Genomic DNA, 17,596 nt, shown 5'->3' on the forward strand with positions numbered 1-17,596 from the left:
GGGGTGGGCGATTTCGCCCACCCTGCACCTTCATTCCAGTTCGATCAGCAGGTCCTTCGCCTCGATCTGGCTCCCGGGATGGACGTGGATCGCCTTGACCACCGCCTCGCGGTCGGCGTGCAGCCCCGTCTCCATCTTCATCGCCTCGATGTTCAGAAGCAGGTCGCCCGCGCGCACCTTCTGGCCCACCGTCACCGCGATCGAGGCCACCGCGCCCGGCATCGGCGCGCCGACATGGGCGGGGTTGCCGTCCTGCGCCTTGGGCTTGGCCGCCGTCTTCGCCTTGATCGCACGGTTCGGCACCCGGATCACGCGGGGCTGGCCGTTCAGTTCGAAGAAGACCTTGACCTCGCCGTCCTCGGTCGTCTCGCCCACCGCCTGGAGGCGGATTTCCAGCGTCTTGCCGGGGTCGATCTCGACGCTGATCTCGTCGCCCGGCTGCATGCCGTAGAAGAACACCGGCGTCGGCAGCGTGCGCACCGGGCCATACTGCTTGTGCCGGCCCATGTAGTCGAGGAAGACCTTGGGATACATCAGGTAGCCGTTCAGGTCCTCGTCATCGACGGTGATCCCGTTCATCTCGGCCGAGATCTTTTTGCGCACGGCTTCCAGATCGACCGGAGGCAGGGTCTTGCCGGGCCGCTCGGTCAAGGGCTTCTCGCCCTTCAGCACCTTCTTCAGGATGCCCTCGGGCCAGCCGCCGTGGGGCTGGCCGAGGTTGCCCTTCAGCATGTCCACCACGCTGTCGGGGAAGGCCACATCGACGTTCGGATCCTCGACCTGCGCGCGGGTCAGCCCCTGCGCCACCATCATCAGCGCCATGTCGCCGACGACCTTCGAGGAGGGCGTGACCTTCACGATATCGCCGAACATCTGGTTTGCATCGGCATAGGCCTGCGCCACTTCGTGCCAGCGTTCCTCCAGCCCAAGGCTGCGCGCCTGCGCCTTGAGGTTGGTGAACTGCCCGCCGGGCATCTCGTGCAGATAGACTTCCGATGCGGGGGCCTGAAGCCCGCTTTCGAAGGCCGCATATTGCTTGCGCACCGCCTCCCAATAGTCGGAAATCTGCCGGATCGCCGCGATGTCCAGACCCGTATCGCGCTCGGTGTTCCGCAGCGCCTCGACGATCGAGCCAAGGCAGGGCTGCGAGGTTCCGCCCGAGAAGGCATCCATCGCCGCATCGACCGCGTCCACCCCGGCATCGCAGGCGGCAAGCACCGTCGCCGCCGCCGCGCCCGAGGTGTCGTGGGTGTGGAAGTGGATCGGCAGCCCGATCTCCTGCTTCAGCGCCTTGATGAGGATCTTGGCCGAAGCGGGTTTCAGCAGCCCCGCCATGTCCTTCAGCCCCAGAACATGCGCGCCCGCAGCCTTCAGTTCTTTCGCGCGGTCCAGGTAGTATTTCAGGTCATACTTCGACCGGGCCGGGTCCAGAAGATCGCCGGTATAGCAGATCGTGCCCTCGCAGACCTTGTTCGCCTCGATCACCGCGTCCATGGCGACGCGCATGTTCTCGACCCAGTTGAGGGAATCGAACACCCGGAACACGTCCACGCCGGTTTTTGCCGCCTGCAATACGAAGGATCGAACAACATTGTCCGGGTAGTTCGTATAGCCCACCCCGTTCGAGGCGCGCAGCAGCATCTGCGTCATCAGGTTCGGCATCGCCGCGCGCAGGTCGCGCAGGCGCTGCCAGGGGCATTCCTGAAGGAAGCGGTAGGCCACGTCGAAGGTCGCACCGCCCCAGCATTCCACGCTGAACAGCTGCGGCAGGTTCGCGGCATAGGCAGGCGCGACCTTGATCATGTCGATCGACCGCATCCGGGTGGCCAGCAGGGACTGGTGCCCGTCGCGCATCGTCGTATCGGTGATCAGCACCCGGGTCTGCGCCTTCATCCAGTCCGCGACGGCCTGCGGGCCCTTCTGTTCCAGAAGATTGCGCGTCCCCATCGCCGGGTCGGCCTTCAAGGCGGGCGGTTTCGGCGGCTTCGCCTCGGCCGGCGGCCGCGGACGGCCCGAGGTCTCGGGGTGCCCGTTCACGGTGATGTCGGCGATGTAGGTAAGGATCTTCGTCGCCCGGTCGCGGCGTTTCTTGAACTGGAACAGCTCGGGCGTCGTGTCGATGAACTTGGTCGTGTAGGTGTTGTCCAGGAAGGTCGGATGCTTCAGCAGGTTGATGACGAACTCGATGTTCGTCGCCACCCCCCGGATGCGGAATTCGCGCAGGGCGCGGTCCATCCGGGCAATCGCCTTTTCCGGCGTCTGGGCATGGGCCGTGACCTTCACCAGAAGCGAATCATAATACCGCGTGATGACCGACCCGGCATAGGCAGTGCCGCCGTCCAGACGGATGCCGTTGCCCGTAGCGCTACGGTAGGCCGTGAGCCGCCCATAGTCCGGGATGAAATTGTTCAGCGGGTCTTCCGTCGTCACCCGGCACTGCAGCGCGTGGCCGTTCAGCTTCACATCGGCCTGGCTGGCAACGCCGGTCGCTTCGGGCAGCGACTTGCCTTCCTCGATCAGGATCTGGGCCTGGACGATGTCGATCCCGGTGACTTCCTCGGTCACCGTGTGTTCGACCTGCACCCGGGGGTTCACCTCGATGAAGTAGAACTTCTCGGTATCCATATCCATCAGGAACTCGACGGTGCCCGCGCATTCGTAGTTCACATGGGAACAGATGCGCTTGGCCATCTCGCAGACTTCCTCGCGCTGAGCCTGCGAAAGGTAGGGGGCAGGCGCGCGCTCGACGACCTTCTGGTTCCGGCGCTGCACGGTGCAGTCGCGCTCCCAGAGGTGCCAGACGTTGCCCTGCTTGTCGCCCAGGATCTGCACCTCGACATGCCGGGCGCGCTGGATCATCTTCTCCAGATAGCCCTCGCCATTGCCGAAAGCCGCTTCCGCCTCGCGCCGGCCCTCGCGGACCTTGGCCTCAAGCTCGTCCTCGGACAGGATCGGCCGCATCCCCCGCCCGCCGCCGCCCCAGCTGGCCTTGAGCATCAAGGGATAGCCGATCTCTTTCGCCTGGCGCTTGATCTCGGCCATGTCCTCGCCCAGCACCTCGGTCGCCGGGATGACGGGCACGCCCGCCTCCATCGCCACCCGCCGCGCGCTGGCCTTGTCGCCTAGCGCCCGCATGGTTTCGGCGCGGGGCCCGATGAAGGTGATCCCGGCCTGATCGCAGGCATCGACGAAATCCGGGTTCTCGGACAGAAGCCCATAGCCCGGATGGATCGCATCCGCCCCGGCCATGCGCGCGACGCGGATGATCTCGGGGATCGACAGGTAAGCCCCCACCGGCGACAGGCCTTCACCGATCCGATAGGCCTCGTCCGCCTTGAAGCGATGGAGGCTGAGCTTGTCCTCCTCAGCATAGACCGCGACGGTCTTCTTGCCCAGCTCGTTGGCCGCCCGCATCACGCGGATCGCGATCTCGCCCCGGTTGGCAACCAGGATCTTCTTGAATTCGGGCATCGGCGGCACTCCCCCAGGCAGCGTGACCAAGGCACATTAGGGGTGCTGCATTGCAGCGCAAGAGGGAATGCCGCCGTTTCCCGACAGAAATGCGACAGTATACCCGGGTGCACCGAAGCGGGCGGTTGCATCCCGAACAATCCGGGAACTCAGGGCCTTTCCCCCTGCGCGGTTCCGGCTATACTGGCGCGATGAACGGATGGGATGAAGACGAGGCCTTTGCCGCCGCCGCAAATGTCGTGCCGCTGTCGCAGCGCGCGATGGCGACGCGCGGGACGCCCTATCTGGACGAGCTGAACCCCGCCCAACGCGCCGCCGTTCTGGCGCTGGACGGGCCGGTCCTGATGCTGGCCGGCGCGGGGACGGGCAAGACAAAGGCGCTGACGGCGCGGATCGTGCATCTTCTGAACCAGCACAAGGCCCGCCCGAACGAGATTCTGGCCGTGACCTTCACCAACAAGGCCGCGCGCGAGATGAAGGATCGCGTGGGCCGCCTTTTGGGCGAGGTGGCCGAGGGGATGCCCTGGATGGGCACCTTCCACTCGCTGTCGGTCAAGATCCTGCGCCGGCATGCGGAACTGGTGGGGTTGAAGCCGAATTTCACGATACTGGATACCGACGACCAGTTGCGGCTGTTGAAGCAGCTGATCCTGGCCGCGAACATCGACGAAAAGCGCTGGCCCGCGCGGCTGCTGGCCTCCCTGATCGACGGCTGGAAAAACCGCGCCTGGACGCCCGAAAAGGTGCCCTCGTCCGAAGCGGGGGCCTACAACAATCGGGGCACGGAACTTTACGCCGCCTATCAGGACCGCCTCAAGACGCTGAACGCCACGGATTTCGGCGACCTTCTGTTGCACTGCGTGACGATCTTCCAGACGCACCCGGATGTGCTGGAACAATACCAGCGCTGGTTCCGCTATATCCTTGTGGACGAATATCAGGACACCAACGTCTGCCAGTATCTCTGGCTGCGGCTTCTGGCGCAGTCGCACCGGAACATCTGCTGCGTGGGCGACGACGACCAGTCGATCTACGGCTGGAGGGGCGCCGAGGTCGGCAACATCCTGCGGTTCGAGAAGGATTTCCCCGGCGCGCAGGTGATCCGGCTGGAGCAGAACTATCGCTCCACCGGCCATATCCTGGCGGCGGCGTCCGGCATCATCGCCAGGAACGCAGGCCGCCTGGGCAAGACCCTGTGGACGGCGGGGGCCTTGGGCGAGAAGGTGCGGCTGATCGGCCATTGGGACGGCGAGGAAGAGGCCCGCTGGATCGGCGAAGAGATCGAGGCGATCCAGCGCGGGACGCGGGGCATGGACCCGGTGGACCTGAACCATCAGGCGATCCTGGTGCGGGCCAGCCACCAGATGCGCGCCTTCGAGGACCGGTTCCTGACCATCGGCCTGCCCTACCGGGTGATCGGCGGGCCGAGGTTCTACGAACGCCAGGAAATCCGCGATGCGATGGCCTATTTCCGGCTGGCGGTGTCCCCCGACGACGATCTGGCCTTCGAACGCGTGGTGAACCTGCCCAAGCGCGGCCTCGGCGACACGGCGCAGGCGAAGATCAACGTGCTGGCGCGGGCGGCGGGGGTGTCGCTCCTCGACGGCGCGCGGGAGGCTTTGGCGAAGGGGGTGATCCCCGGCAAGGGGGCGGCGCAGCTGCGGGCCTTTGTCGAGGGGGTGGACCGCTGGCATGCGGTCACGCTGCACCCGGAATACGACCACATCCGGCTGGCCGAGACGATCCTGGAGGAGTCGGGCTACACCGAGATGTGGCTGAACGACAAGACGCCCGAGGCTCCGGGAAGGCTCGACAACCTCAAGGAACTGGTGAAGGCGCTGGAGCAGTTCGACAACCTTCAGGGGTTCCTCGAACACGTCAGCCTCATCATGGACAACGAGACGGAAGGGGCGGAGGAGAAGGTCACCATCATGACCCTTCATGCCGCCAAGGGGCTGGAGTTTCCGGTGGTCTTTCTGCCGGGGTGGGAGGACGGGCTGTTTCCCAGCCAGCGCAGCATGGACGAAAGCGGGCTGAAGGGGCTGGAGGAGGAGCGGCGGCTGGCCTATGTCGGCATCACTCGGGCCGAGCGGCTGGCGACGATCAGCTTTGCCAGTAATCGCCGGGTCTATGGGCAGTGGCAGTCGCAGCTGCCCTCCCGCTTCATTGATGAGCTGCCCGCCGAGCATGTCGAGGTCCTGACCGCGCCCGGCCTGTATGGCGGCGGGTTCGGCGCGGCGGCTTCGGTCGGGTTCGGGTCGGGTCTGGAGGAACGGGTCTCGAAGGCGGACGTCTACAACTCTCCCGGCTGGCGGCGGTTGCAGGAGAACTCGGGCACCCGCCCCATGCGGCAGCCGCAGGAGACGCGGCATGTGGTGATCGATATGGAGGCCTCGTCCCCCTATGTGATCGGCGACCGGGTCTTCCACCAGAAGTTCGGCTATGGCGAGATCATGGGGATCGAGGGGGACAAGCTGGACGTGGAGTTCGACCATGCCGGGTCGAAGAAGGTCGTCGCGCGCTGGGTGATCCCGGCGGATCGGGTGGATGACGTGCCGTTCTGAGGACGCGCCGCGCGCGGCGCGGTTTTCTGTGACAACGAAATCAACGGGTTGGCTGTGGGCGTTCAGGTTTGATTAAGACCTGTCCTGAGGGGCGCAGAGGCTTTGCCGGGTCTTGCACCCGGGTCGGAAGCCGGGGCAGGATCGCGCAAATCCGGGGAGGGACCGCATGGGCAACTTGGCCGACCTGACGCAGATCGCAGACCGTCTGGAGGCCCGCGCGGCAGAGGGCGGGCGGGTGATCGCGGCGCTGGCCGGGGCTCCGGGGTCGGGAAAATCGACGCTGGCCGACAAGCTGGTGGGCAAGCTGAACGGCCGGAAGCCGGGGCAGGCGGCGGTGCTGCCGATGGACGGGTATCATTACGACGACCTGTATCTTGTCCCGGCGGGGCTGCGGCCACGCAAGGGCGCGCCGATGACCTTCGACGTGGGCGGGCTTTACCACACGCTGAAGCGGCTGCGGGCACGGGACGAGGACGAGGTCGCCGTACCGGTCTTCGACCGCAGGATCGAGATTGCCCGCGCCGGGGCGCGGCTGATCCCGAAGGACGTGCCGATCATCGTGGTCGAAGGCAACTGGCTGTTGCTGAACGAAGCGCCCTGGGACCGGCTGCACCCGATGTTCGATCTGACGGTGATGGTCGATGTGCCCGAGCATGTCCTGCGCGCGCGCCTGCGCGGGCGTTGGGAACGGCTGGGGCTGAGCGAGGCCGAGATTGTTGAAAAGCTGGAAGAAAACGATCTGCCGAATGGGCGCCGGGTGCGCGAATGCTCGATCTCGGCGGATCATGTGATCCGCAACGGCTAGCCCCGGAGGCAGTGCGGGAGGCCGGAAAACCCGGCTCGCGCGGGCCCCGTATTCCCGCTGGCCATGCGACGGATTTGAAGCTAGTCTGGCGCGCAGGACCCGGGGGATACACCTGGGCCTGAAGGCAGAGCAGACGGACAGGCGGTTTTCCATGACTGAAATGGTCTATGGCTCCAATCCCGTACGGGTATCGGAGCCGGTCATCCCGAAATGGTGGCGCACCATCGACAAGTGGGTGCTGACCTGCGTCTTCGTGCTGTTCGGGATCGGGATTCTGCTGGGGCTGGCGGCATCGGTGCCGCTGGCGACGCGCAACGGGCTGGAGCCGTTCTATTATGTGCAGCGGCAGGCCTTCTTCGGCGGCGTCGCGCTGATCGTGATGATCGCGGTGTCGATGATGCCGCCCGTGATGGTGCGGCGGCTGGGCGTTCTGGGCTTTGCGCTGTCGATGGTGGCGCTGATGCTGCTGCCTCTGTTCGGCACCGATTTCGGCAAGGGCGCGGTGCGGTGGTTTTCCTTCGGATTTGCCAGCGTGCAGCCGTCCGAGTTCCTGAAGCCGGGCTTCGTGGTGGTGGTGGCCTGGCTGATCGCGGCGTCGCAGGATCTGGCGGGGCCGCCGGGCAAGACGATTTCCTTTGCGCTGACGCTGGTCGTGGTGGGGTTCCTGGCGATGCAGCCGGATTTCGGCCAGTCGGCGCTGGTGCTGTTCGCCTGGGGCGTGGTCTATTTCGTGGGCGGTGCGCCGATGCTGCTGATCGGGGTCGTGGGCGGGATCGTCGCGGCGGCGGGGCTGGTGTTCTATGAATCCTCCGAGCATTTCGCCCGGCGGATCGACGGCTTCCTGTCGCCGGACGTGGACCCGCGCACACAGCTGGGCTATGCGGCGAATGCGATCCAGGAGGGCGGCTTCTTCGGCGTGGGCGTGGGCGGGGGCCAGGTGAAGTGGTCGCTGCCGGACGCGCATACCGATTTCATCATCGCGGTGGCGGCCGAGGAATACGGGCTGATCCTGGTCCTGGCGATCCTGGCGCTGTATGGCGTGATCGTTGTGCGGTCCTTGTGGCGGCTTCTGCCGGAGCGCGACCCTTTCGCGCGGCTGGCGGGGGCGGGTCTGGCCTGCATCTTCGGAGTGCAGGCGATGATCAACATGGGGGTCGCGGTGCGCCTTTTGCCCGCCAAGGGGATGACGCTGCCCTTTGTCAGCTATGGCGGGTCCTCGGTCATCGCGGCCGGGATCACGCTGGGGATGCTCCTGGCGCTGACGCGGGAACGGCCGCGCGGGCAGATGAGCGACGTGTTCCGGCGGGGGCGGTGATGGATGTCCTGATCGTGAGCCCCCCCACCCCGGCCCTCCCCCACGGAGGGGGGAGGGAGGCACTTGTCGTGACCGGAGGTCCCGGAGGATGAGCGGCAAGCTGTTGCTGATCGCGGCGGGGGGCACGGGGGGGCACATGTTCCCCGCGCAGGCCCTGGCCGAGGCGATGCTGGCGCGGGGCTGGCGGGTGAAGCTGTCCACGGATGATCGCGGCGCGCGCTATGCCGGCGGGTTTCCCGAGGCAGTGACGGTGGAAAGGGTGGCGTCGGCGACCTTTGCGCGCGGGGGGACGGCGGCGAAGCTGCTGGTGCCGGTGCGGATTCTGGGCGGGGTCATGGGCGCGCTGCTGTCGCAGCTGCGCGACCGGCCGGCGGTGGTGGTGGGCTTCGGCGGCTATCCGTCCATCCCGGCGCTGGCGGCGGCCTGGATCCTGCGGCGGCCCCGGATGATCCATGAGCAGAACGGGGTGCTGGGCCGGGTGAACCAGGTTTTCGCGCGGAGGGTGGACAAGGTCGCCTGCGGGACCTGGCCCACGGCCCTGCCGGTGGGCGTGGCGGGTGAGCCGGTGGGCAATCCGGTGCGGCAGGCGGTGCTGGACCGGGCTTCGGCGCCCTATATTCCTCCGGGCGATTACCCGATGTCGATGGTGGTGATCGGGGGCTCGCAGGGGGCGCGGATCCTGTCGGATGTGGTGCCGGCGGCGGTGGCGCTGTTGCCGGAGGGCCTGCGCGCCAACCTGCGGATCGCGCATCAGGCGCGGGACGAGGACGCGGCGCGGGCGGCGGCGGGGTATGAGGCGGCGGGGGTGCGGGCCGAGATCGCGCCGTTCTTTTCCGACATTCCCCGGCGGCTGTCGGAGGCTCAGCTGGTCATCAGCCGGTCGGGGGCGTCCTCGGTGGCGGATATCAGCGTGATCGGGCGGCCGGCGATCCTGATTCCCTATGCCGCGGCGACGGGGGATCATCAGACGGCGAATGCGAAGGGGCTGGCTGACGCTGCGGCGGCGGTGGTGGTGCAGGAGAAGGCGCTTGACGCGGGTGTCCTGGCGGGCCACATCGCCGCGATCCTGGAGGATCCCCATCGCGCCGAGAGCATGGCGCGGGCGGCGCTGGGTGAGGGCAAGCCGGACGCCACGGCGCGACTGGTGGCCCTGGTGGAAGAGTTGGGCGGAGAGACGCAATGAACGCAGCCACGAAACTGCCGCTGGAACTGGGGCCGATCCATTTCGTCGGCATCGGCGGGATCGGCATGTCGGGCATCGCCGAGGTGCTGATGACGCTGGGCTACCGGGTGCAGGGGTCGGATGCGAAGGCGTCGAAGATCACCGACCGACTGGTCAGCCTGGGCGCGACCTTCTTCGAGGGCCAGCGGGCCGAAAACATCGGGGACGGGGTGTCGGTGGTGGTGATTTCCTCGGCGATCAGGAAGGGCAACCCGGAGCTGGAAGAGGCGCGGCGGCGCAAGCTGCCGGTGGTGCGGCGGGCCGAGATGCTGGCGGAGCTGATGCGGCTGCGGTCGAACATCGCCATCGCCGGGACGCATGGCAAGACGACGACCACGACGATGGTGGCGACGCTGCTGGACAAGGGGGGCTTTGATCCCACGGTCATCAACGGCGGTGTGATCCATGCCTATGGGTCCAATGCCCGGGCCGGGGCGGGGGAATGGATGGTGGTGGAGGCGGACGAGAGCGACGGCAGCTTCAACCGGCTGCCCGCGACCATCGCCATCGTGACCAACATCGACCCCGAGCACATGGAGCATTGGGGAACCTTCGACGCGCTGCGCAAGGGCTTCCTGGATTTCGTGTCGAACATCCCGTTCTACGGGCTGGCGGTCTGCTGCACCGATCACCCCGAGGTGCAGGCTCTGGTCGGCCGGGTCACGGACCGGCGCGTGGTGACGTTCGGCTTCAACGCTCAGGCCGACGTGCGGGCGGTGAACCTGCGCTATGAAAACGGCACGGCGCATTTCGACGTGGCCTTGCAGGCGGAAGGCCAGATGATCGAAGGCTGCACCTTGCCGATGCCGGGGGATCACAATGTCTCGAACGCGCTGGCGGCGGTGGCGGTCGCGCGGCATCTGGGGATGAAGCGCGACGAGATCCGCGAGGCGCTGGCGGGTTTTGCCGGGGTGAACCGGCGTTTCACCAAGGTCGCCGAGGTGAACGGGGTCACGATCATCGACGATTACGGCCATCACCCGGTGGAGATCGCGGCGGTCCTGAAGGCCGCGCGGCAAGCGACCAGGGGGCGGATCATCGCCGTGCATCAGCCGCACCGCTATACCCGGCTGTCGAGCCTGTTCGAGGAGTTCTGCACCTGTTTCAACGAGGCCGACGTGGTGGCCATCGCCGAGGTCTATTCCGCCGGTGAGGACCCGATTGCGGGCGCGAGCCGCGACGATCTGGTGGCGGGGCTGATCGCGCATGGCCATCGCCACGCCCGGGCGCTGGCCGACGAATCCGAACTGGCGCGGCTGGTCAGGGAACAGGCGCAGCCGGGGGATATGGTGGTCTGCCTCGGGGCCGGGACGATCAGTGCCTGGGCCAATGCGCTGCCCGCGAAACTGATGGGCAAGGCGGCATGAGTGGGGCCAAAACTCTTCGAAGAGTTTTGCAAATTCCTTCGAAGGAATTTGGGTTCCCGGGGCTGGCGGTGCTGAAATGAGCCCGCCGCTGATCCTGGGCTGTCTCTGGGTCCTTGCCGCAGCGGTCACGGCGATGCTGCCGATGCGGCGGCAGATGGCGCCGGGACTGGCTTTGCTGGCGGCTGCTCCGGTGCTGCTGGTCTGGATCGGCTGGCTGCATGGCTGGCTTTGGCTGGCGGTGGGGTTGTTCGCCTTTGTCTCGATGTTCCGCAACCCGCTGCTCTACTTCGCGCGGCGGGCCATGGGACGGCCCGCGCCGCTGCCGAAGGAGCTTGAGAAGTGACGCTGCCGCTTGCGCTTTGTCTGGTCTGGCTGATCGCGGCAAACGTGATCGCGATGTTTCCGTCGCGCGACAGGCATTGGCGGGCGGCCTCTGTGCTGATCGCGGTGGGCGTGCCGCTTCTGGGCTGGGCGACCTATGTCGGCGGCCCGGTGGTGGGACTTCTGCTGTTGGCCGCAGGGGCGTCGGTCCTGCGCTGGCCGGTGATCTTCCTCTGGCGCTGGCTGCGCCGTCAGGTCGGGTAGGGCGATGACAGGGAGTCTCTGGGCGATTGGAGGCGCTACAGTGATTCTGGCGGGGCTGATGTCCTATTTCATGACCCTTCGCTATGGCTGGGGGGCGGCGGTGCTGCTGCCGGTTCTGGCGCTGGCGGCGATGATCGGCATGACCTGGCAGGATGCGGGCCTGGACATGGCCGGAGGCATCGGCCTTTTGCGCGAGGCGCTGGTCTTAGCCGCGCCGATCCTTGGGGGCGCGGTGGTCGGCATTCTGCTTGCGCTCTGGCGGCGGGCCTGAGGTCTTGCACGGATGCGGAAAGCGCCGCAGAAGGCGGGGATGACGGTGACTTTGCCCGAAACGCGCGGCGTGCTGACGCCGGATCGCCCGCTGGCGGACCTGACCTGGCTGCGGGTGGGCGGGCCGGCGGACTGGCTGTATCAGCCTGCGGACGAGGCCGATCTGGCCGCGTTTCTGGGCGCGCTGGATCCTTCCGTGCCGGTGTTCCCGATGGGCGTGGGGTCGAACCTGATCGTGCGGGACGGCGGCATCCGCGCGGTGGTGATCCGGCTGGGGCGGGGGTTCAATGCGATTGCGGTCGAGGGGGACAGGGTGGTCGCGGGGGCTGCGGCCTTGGACGCGCATGTCGCGCGGCGGGCGGCAGAGGCGGGGCTGGACCTGACCTTCCTGCGCACGATCCCCGGGACGATCGGCGGCGCGGTGCGGATGAATGCCGGGTGCTACGGGTCTTATGTGGCGGATGTGCTGGAGGAGGTGCGGGTCGTCCTGCGGTCGGGCGAGGTCGTGACATTGCCTGCAAGCGCGCTGGCGCTGCGCTATCGGCAGAGCGATCTGCCGGAGGGCGCGGTGATCGTCTCGGCCACGTTCCGCGCAGGCAGGGGCGATCCGGCGGTGCTGGAGGCGCGGATGGCGGAGCAGATCGCCCGGCGCGATGCCAGCCAGCCGACCAAGGAGCGCTCGGCGGGGTCGACGTTCCGCAATCCGGCGGGGTTCAGCTCGACCGGGCGGGCGGACGACAGCCACGAGTTGAAGGCCTGGAAGGTGATCGACGACGCCGGAATGCGCGGCGCGCGGCTGGGCGGGGCGCAGATGTCTGCCATGCATTCCAACTTCCTGATCAACGCCGGAGGGGCGACGGCGGCGGATCTGGAAAATCTGGGCGAGGAAGTGCGAAAAAAGGTTTTCCAATCAAGCGGTATCACGCTAGAGTGGGAAATCATGCGGGTCGGAGAATTCCCGCAGGACTAACGATATCACGGGTCGCACAAGGCCCGGATGAGGCAGTGCATGGCGGGCGCATCGAGCAGGATGGCCCCCGAAGTGGCGGTTCTGATGGGTGGCCTTTCCGCCGAGCGGGAAGTGTCGCTTGTCTCTGGGCGCGAATGCGCCAAGGCCCTGCGGGCGGCTGGTTACCGGGTGACGGAGGTCGATTGCGGCCCCGATCTGCCTGCGCGTCTGGCTGATCTGCGCCCCGACGTCTGTTTCAACGCGCTGCATGGCCGCTGGGGCGAGGACGGCTGCGTCCAGGGGATGCTGGAATGGCTGAAGCTGCCCTATACCCATTCCGGGGTGCTGGCCTCGGCCCTGGCGATGGACAAGGTGAAGACCAAGGAGGTCTACCGCGCCGCCGGTCTGCCGGTGGTGGACAGCGTTCTGGCCAGCCGGGAAGCGGTGGAAGCCGGGCATGTGCTGGCGCCGCCTTATGTTGTGAAGCCCTACAACGAGGGGTCCTCGGTCGGGGTCTACATCGTGCGCGAAGGGTCGAATGCGCCGCGGCTGGCCGAGACGATGCCGGATGTGGTGATGGTGGAGGCCTATGCCCCGGGGCGCGAGCTGACGACCACGGTGATGGGCGACCGGGCGCTGGGGGTGACGGACATCATCACCGACGGCTGGTATGACTATGAGGCCAAGTATGCGCCGGGCGGCAGCCGGCACGAATGCCCGGCGAACATCCCGGCCGAGATCGAGGCGGCCTGTCTGGACTATGCGCTGCGCGCGCATCGGGCGCTGGGGTGCCGGGGCGTCAGCCGCACCGATTTCCGTTGGGATGAAAGCCGGGGGCTGGCCGGGCTGATCCTGCTGGAGACGAACACCCAGCCGGGGATGACGCCCACGTCGCTCGCGCCCGAGCAGGCGGCGATGCAGGGGATCGGGTTCCCGGAGTTCTGCGCCTGGATGGTGGAGGATGCGTCATGCAATCGCTGATTGCGCGCCGCCCCGGTCGCAGCCCGCGTCGCGATCCCGCGCCGTCGAAATGGGACTACCGGCTGCAACGGCTGCTGCTGACGCCCTATGTGCGGGCCTTCCTGATCAAGGGCGTGCCTGGCCTCGTGGCGCTTGGGGCGGTGCTGTTGTGGTTCAGCCATGAACCGAACCGGCTGATGGTGATCGACAAGCTGACCCAGCTGCGCGCCGAATTCGAGGCGCGGCCGGAGTTCCGCGTCTCGCTGGCCCGCATCGAGGGGGCCTCGGACGACCTGGCCGAGGCGGTGCGGGCCAAGCTGGCGCTGCCCCTGCCGATGTCGTCCTTCCACATCGACCTTGACGCCGCGCGGAGCCGGATCGAGGCGCTGGACGCGGTGCTGAGGGCCGACCTGCGGGTGCGGGCCGGCGGCGTGTTGCAGGTGCAGATCACCGAGCGCGTTCCGGTGGCGGTCTGGCGCAGCGTGGACGGCCTGACCCTGGTGGACGAGACCGGCCATCGCGTCGCGGGGCTTCTGCATCGGTCCGACCGGGCCGACCTGCCGCTGATTGCCGGCGAGGGGGCCGACCGCGCCACCCCCGAGGCTCTGGAGCTGATCGCCGCCGCCGGGCCGCTGATCCCGCGCCTGCGCGGGCTGGTCCGCATGGGCGAGCGCCGCTGGGACATGGTGCTGGACCGCAACCAGCGCATCCTTCTGCCCGAGACCAATCCGGTCCAGGCGCTGGAGCGCCTGCTGGCGCTGGACCAGGCCCAGGACCTGATGAACCGCGACATCCTGACCGTGGACCTGCGGTCCGACCACCGCCCCACCCTTCGCCTGACCCCCAATGCCCTTGCCGAGGTCCGCCGCGCGCAAGGCCTAGAAACCGTGGAGAACGAACTGTGACCGATCTCTATACTTCCCAGCGCGCCATGCGGAACATGCGGAAAGCGGCCATGCAACGCGGCGTGATCGCCATTCTGGACGTGGGCACCTCGAAGATCGCCTGTCTGGTCCTGCGCTTCGACGGGCCGGACAAGTTGCGCGAACAGGACGGCGTGGGGCCGATGGCGGGGCAGAGCCAGTTCCGGGTGATCGGTGCGGCCACCACCCGCAGCCGGGGCGTGCGCTTCGGCGAGATCGCGGTGATGAACGAGACCGAGCGCGCGATCCGCACCGCGGTGCAGGCGGCGCAGAAGATGGCGAATGTGCGGGTCGATCATGTGATCGCCTGCTTCTCGGGCGCCGAGCCGCGCAGCTATGGGCTGGCGGGCGAGCTGGACCTTCAGGACAGCGTGGTGACGGAACAGGACGTGAGCCGGGTGCTGGCCGCCTGCGAGGTGCCGGACCTGGGGCAGGGCCGCGAGGTGCTGCACGCCCAGCCGGTCAACTTCGCGCTGGATCACCGCACCGGACTGGCCGATCCGCGCGGGCAGATCGGGCATCGGCTGGCGGTGGACATGCACCTTCTGTCGGTGGACGGCGACGTGATCCAGAACCTGCTTTACTGCATCAAGCGCTGCGATCTGGAACTGGCGGGGCTGGCCTCATCGGCCTATGTCTCTGGCATTTCCAGCCTGGTCGAGGACGAGCAGGAACTGGGCGCCGCCTGCATCGACATGGGCGGGGGCGCGACCGGCATCTCGATCTTCATGAAGAAGCACATGATCTATGCCGACAGCGTGCGGATGGGCGGGGATCATGTGACGAGCGACATTTCCAAGGGCTTGCAGATCCCGATGTCGGTGGCCGAGCGGATCAAGACGCGCCATGGCGGGCTGTACGCCACCGGCATGGACGACCGCGAGATGATCGACATCGGCGGCGACAGCGGCGATTGGGAGAAGGACCGCCGCCAGATCAGCCGGACCGAGCTGATCGGCATCATGCGGCCGCGTGTCGAGGAGATCCTGGAGGAAGTCCGCGCCACGCTGGACGCGGCGGGCTTTGACAGCTTGCCCAGCCAGCAGATCGTGCTGACCGGTGGCGGCAGCCAGATTCCGGGGCTTGACGGCATCGCGACGCGGGTGCTGGGGCAGCGTGTCCGGCTGGGGCGTCCGCTGCGGGTGCAGGGCCTGCCGCAGGCCGCGACCGGGGCGGCCTTTGCCAGCGCGGTCGGTCTGTGCCTGTTCGCTGCGCATCCCCAGGACGAATGGTGGGACTTCGAGGTTCCGGCCGAGCGCTACCCGGTGCGGTCGCTGCGGCGGGCCGTCAAATGGTTCAAGGACAACTGGTGACCGCAATATCCACGCGTGAAGGGCGAAATGCCGCTGATAACGGGCCTTTGGCCCCCATATTTCGTGGTCTTGCGCGAGTTTTCGCGTGACGTCCTGCAACGTTGTGGATAGAATCGGGGATAAGTCGGCCTTCCGCAGGGCAATCTGCGCGGAAAGGACCGGAAACAGGCGGCGGACAAAGGGACAGGCAAACCCATGGCACTCAATCTGACGATGACTTCCGAGCGTGAAGAGCTGAAGCCGCGCATCACCGTGTTCGGTGTGGGCGGTGCGGGCGGCAATGCGGTGAACAACATGATCGACAAGGCGCTGGAAGGCGTCGAGTTCGTCGTGGCCAACACCGATGCGCAGGCCTTGCAGCAAAGCCGGGCAGGCGCGCGGATCCAGATGGGTGTCAAGGCGACGGAAGGTCTTGGGGCGGGTGCCCGGCCCTCGGTCGGGGCGGCGGCGGCCGAGGAGACGATCGAGGAGATCGTCGATCACCTGGCGGGGGCGCATATGTGCTTCATCACCGCGGGCATGGGCGGTGGCACCGGCACGGGTGCGGCGCCGATCATCGCGCAGGCGGCGCGGGAGCTGGGCGTGCTGACCGTGGGCGTGGTGACCAAACCCTTCCAGTTCGAGGGCGCCAAGCGGATGCGTCAGGCCGAGGAAGGCATCGAGGCGCTGCAAAAGGTCGTCGATACGCTGATCATCATCCCGAACCAGAACCTGTTCCGGCTGGCCAACGAGCGCACCACCTTCACCGAAGCCTTCGCGATGGCGGACGACGTCCTCTATCAGGGCGTCAAGGGCGTGACCGACCTGATGGTGCGGCCGGGGCTCATCAACCTGGACTTCGCCGACGTGCGCGCGGTGATGGACGAGATGGGCAAGGCAATGATGGGCACGGGCGAGGCCACGGGCGAGGATCGCGCGGTGCAGGCGGCCGAGAAGGCGATCGCCAACCCGCTTCTGGACGAGATCAGCCTGAACGGCGCGAAGGGTGTGCTGATCAACATCACCGGCGGGCATGACCTGACGCTGTTCGAGCTGGACGAGGCCGCGAACATCATCCGCGAGAAGGTGGACCCCGAGGCCAACATCATCGTCGGCTCCACCTTGGACACCGCGATGGAAGGCCGCATCCGGGTGTCGGTCGTGGCGACCGGCATCGACGCCTCGGCGGCGAACAAGGCCGAACCCCCGGTGGCGCGGCGCACGATGGAGCGGCCGCTGTCCGTGACGCCGACCAGGGAACCGGAAGCCCCGCGCGCCGCAGCCCCGGCGCCGATGGCCGAGCCGGCGATGGAAGAGCGCAACATCTTCGAAGAGGACGTCGCCGTCGTCGCGGATGCCGTCTTCGACGCGGCGGCCTCGAAGGCCGACATGGAGGCCGACGCGATGGCCGTCGAGGACGACCTGCCGCCGCCGGCCTATCGTCCGCAGACCCCGGCGCAGCCGACGCTGGTCCGTTCGGCCCCCGCCGCGATCGAGGCGGATCCGGGTTCCTTCGTCGCACCCCGTCCGCGGACGGCCGGACAGCCCTCGCCCGAGGCGCTGGCGCGGCTTCAGGCGGCGGTCAGCCGCCCCGGCGGCGCCGCGGCCAAGCCGGGCCGTCCGACGCCGGTCGCCGCCGCGCCCGCCCCGGCGCCAGCGGCCTCGCCAGCGAAGCCGCGCTTCGGCATCGGAACGCTGATCAACCGCATGGCCGGGCACCTCGAGGCGGGCACCGCCACCGCGCCGGCAAGCCGGATGCAGCCGCCGGTGACCTCGTACGACGACGATCACGACATGGGCTCTGACCAGGACCGGATCGAGATTCCCGCCTTCCTGCGCCGCCAGGCCAACTGAAAAGAACGCGGCACATCTG

At 67.6% G+C, this 17,596-nt stretch carries 14 protein-coding genes; 13 read left to right on the top strand and 1 reads right to left on the bottom strand.

The window, feature by feature from the left end:
* Positions 1-30: 30 nt before the first annotated feature.
* On the bottom strand, positions 31-3,471 hold the full coding sequence (pyc, locus tag G8O29_RS10015; RefSeq protein WP_166403097.1) for a pyruvate carboxylase: 3,441 nt from the start codon (positions 3,469-3,471) through the stop codon (positions 31-33).
* 191 nt (positions 3,472-3,662) lie between these two features.
* On the opposite strand from pyc, the gene G8O29_RS10020 reads away from it, so the two are divergent.
* The 13 genes from G8O29_RS10020 to ftsZ all read left to right on the top strand — a co-directional run bounded on the left by G8O29_RS10020 (position 3,663) and on the right by ftsZ (position 17,577).
* Complete coding sequence (locus tag G8O29_RS10020; protein WP_166403098.1) at positions 3,663-6,035, top strand: ATP-dependent helicase; 2,373 nt, start codon at positions 3,663-3,665, stop codon at positions 6,033-6,035.
* A 166-nt stretch (positions 6,036-6,201) separates the two neighbouring features.
* Positions 6,202-6,840 (top strand): nucleoside/nucleotide kinase family protein, encoded by a 639-nt coding sequence (locus tag G8O29_RS10025; protein WP_166403099.1) that lies wholly within the window; start codon positions 6,202-6,204, stop codon positions 6,838-6,840.
* A gap of 151 nt (positions 6,841-6,991) precedes the next feature.
* Positions 6,992-8,155, top strand: a complete 1,164-nt coding sequence (locus tag G8O29_RS10030; RefSeq protein WP_166403100.1) for a peptidoglycan glycosyltransferase FtsW — start codon at positions 6,992-6,994, stop codon at positions 8,153-8,155.
* Between the two features lie 88 nt (positions 8,156-8,243).
* On the top strand, positions 8,244-9,338 hold the full coding sequence (locus G8O29_RS10035; RefSeq protein WP_166403101.1) for a UDP-N-acetylglucosamine--N-acetylmuramyl-(pentapeptide) pyrophosphoryl-undecaprenol N-acetylglucosamine transferase: 1,095 nt from the start codon (positions 8,244-8,246) through the stop codon (positions 9,336-9,338).
* A complete protein-coding gene (murC, locus tag G8O29_RS10040; protein WP_166403102.1) occupies positions 9,335-10,744 on the top strand; it encodes a UDP-N-acetylmuramate--L-alanine ligase in 1,410 nt (469 codons plus the stop codon). Before G8O29_RS10035 ends, murC begins: the two co-directional genes overlap by 4 nt.
* A 76-nt stretch (positions 10,745-10,820) precedes the next feature.
* The gene (locus G8O29_RS10045; protein WP_128513752.1) at positions 10,821-11,087 is read left to right on the top strand and encodes a DUF2484 family protein; all 267 of its coding nucleotides are present in this window, start codon (positions 10,821-10,823) and stop codon (positions 11,085-11,087) included.
* Complete coding sequence (locus G8O29_RS10050; RefSeq protein WP_166403103.1) at positions 11,084-11,329, top strand: DUF2484 family protein; 246 nt, start codon at positions 11,084-11,086, stop codon at positions 11,327-11,329. Before G8O29_RS10045 ends, G8O29_RS10050 begins: the two co-directional genes overlap by 4 nt.
* 70 nt (positions 11,330-11,399) lie before the next feature.
* A complete protein-coding gene (locus G8O29_RS10055; RefSeq protein ID WP_166403104.1) occupies positions 11,400-11,600 on the top strand; it encodes a hypothetical protein in 201 nt (66 codons plus the stop codon).
* A 39-nt stretch (positions 11,601-11,639) separates the two neighbouring features.
* On the top strand, positions 11,640-12,569 hold the full coding sequence (gene murB / locus G8O29_RS10060) for a UDP-N-acetylmuramate dehydrogenase (RefSeq protein ID WP_166403105.1): 930 nt from the start codon (positions 11,640-11,642) through the stop codon (positions 12,567-12,569).
* A 39-nt stretch (positions 12,570-12,608) separates the two neighbouring features.
* Positions 12,609-13,529: a D-alanine--D-alanine ligase gene (locus tag G8O29_RS10065; protein WP_207623756.1), complete on the top strand. Its 921-nt coding sequence runs from the start codon at positions 12,609-12,611 to the stop codon at positions 13,527-13,529.
* The gene (locus G8O29_RS10070; protein WP_166403106.1) at positions 13,517-14,413 is read left to right on the top strand and encodes a cell division protein FtsQ/DivIB; all 897 of its coding nucleotides are present in this window, start codon (positions 13,517-13,519) and stop codon (positions 14,411-14,413) included. Before G8O29_RS10065 ends, G8O29_RS10070 begins: the two co-directional genes overlap by 13 nt.
* Complete coding sequence (ftsA, locus tag G8O29_RS10075; protein WP_166403107.1) at positions 14,410-15,744, top strand: cell division protein FtsA; 1,335 nt, start codon at positions 14,410-14,412, stop codon at positions 15,742-15,744. The genes G8O29_RS10070 and ftsA overlap by 4 nt, the downstream gene beginning before the upstream one ends.
* 195 nt (positions 15,745-15,939) lie before the next feature.
* Complete coding sequence (gene ftsZ / locus G8O29_RS10080; RefSeq protein ID WP_166403108.1) at positions 15,940-17,577, top strand: cell division protein FtsZ; 1,638 nt, start codon at positions 15,940-15,942, stop codon at positions 17,575-17,577.
* Positions 17,578-17,596 lie beyond the last annotated feature (19 nt).

This window comes from Rhodobacter calidifons (genome assembly GCF_011174775.1).
GTDB lineage: Bacteria > Pseudomonadota > Alphaproteobacteria > Rhodobacterales > Rhodobacteraceae > Tabrizicola > Tabrizicola calidifons.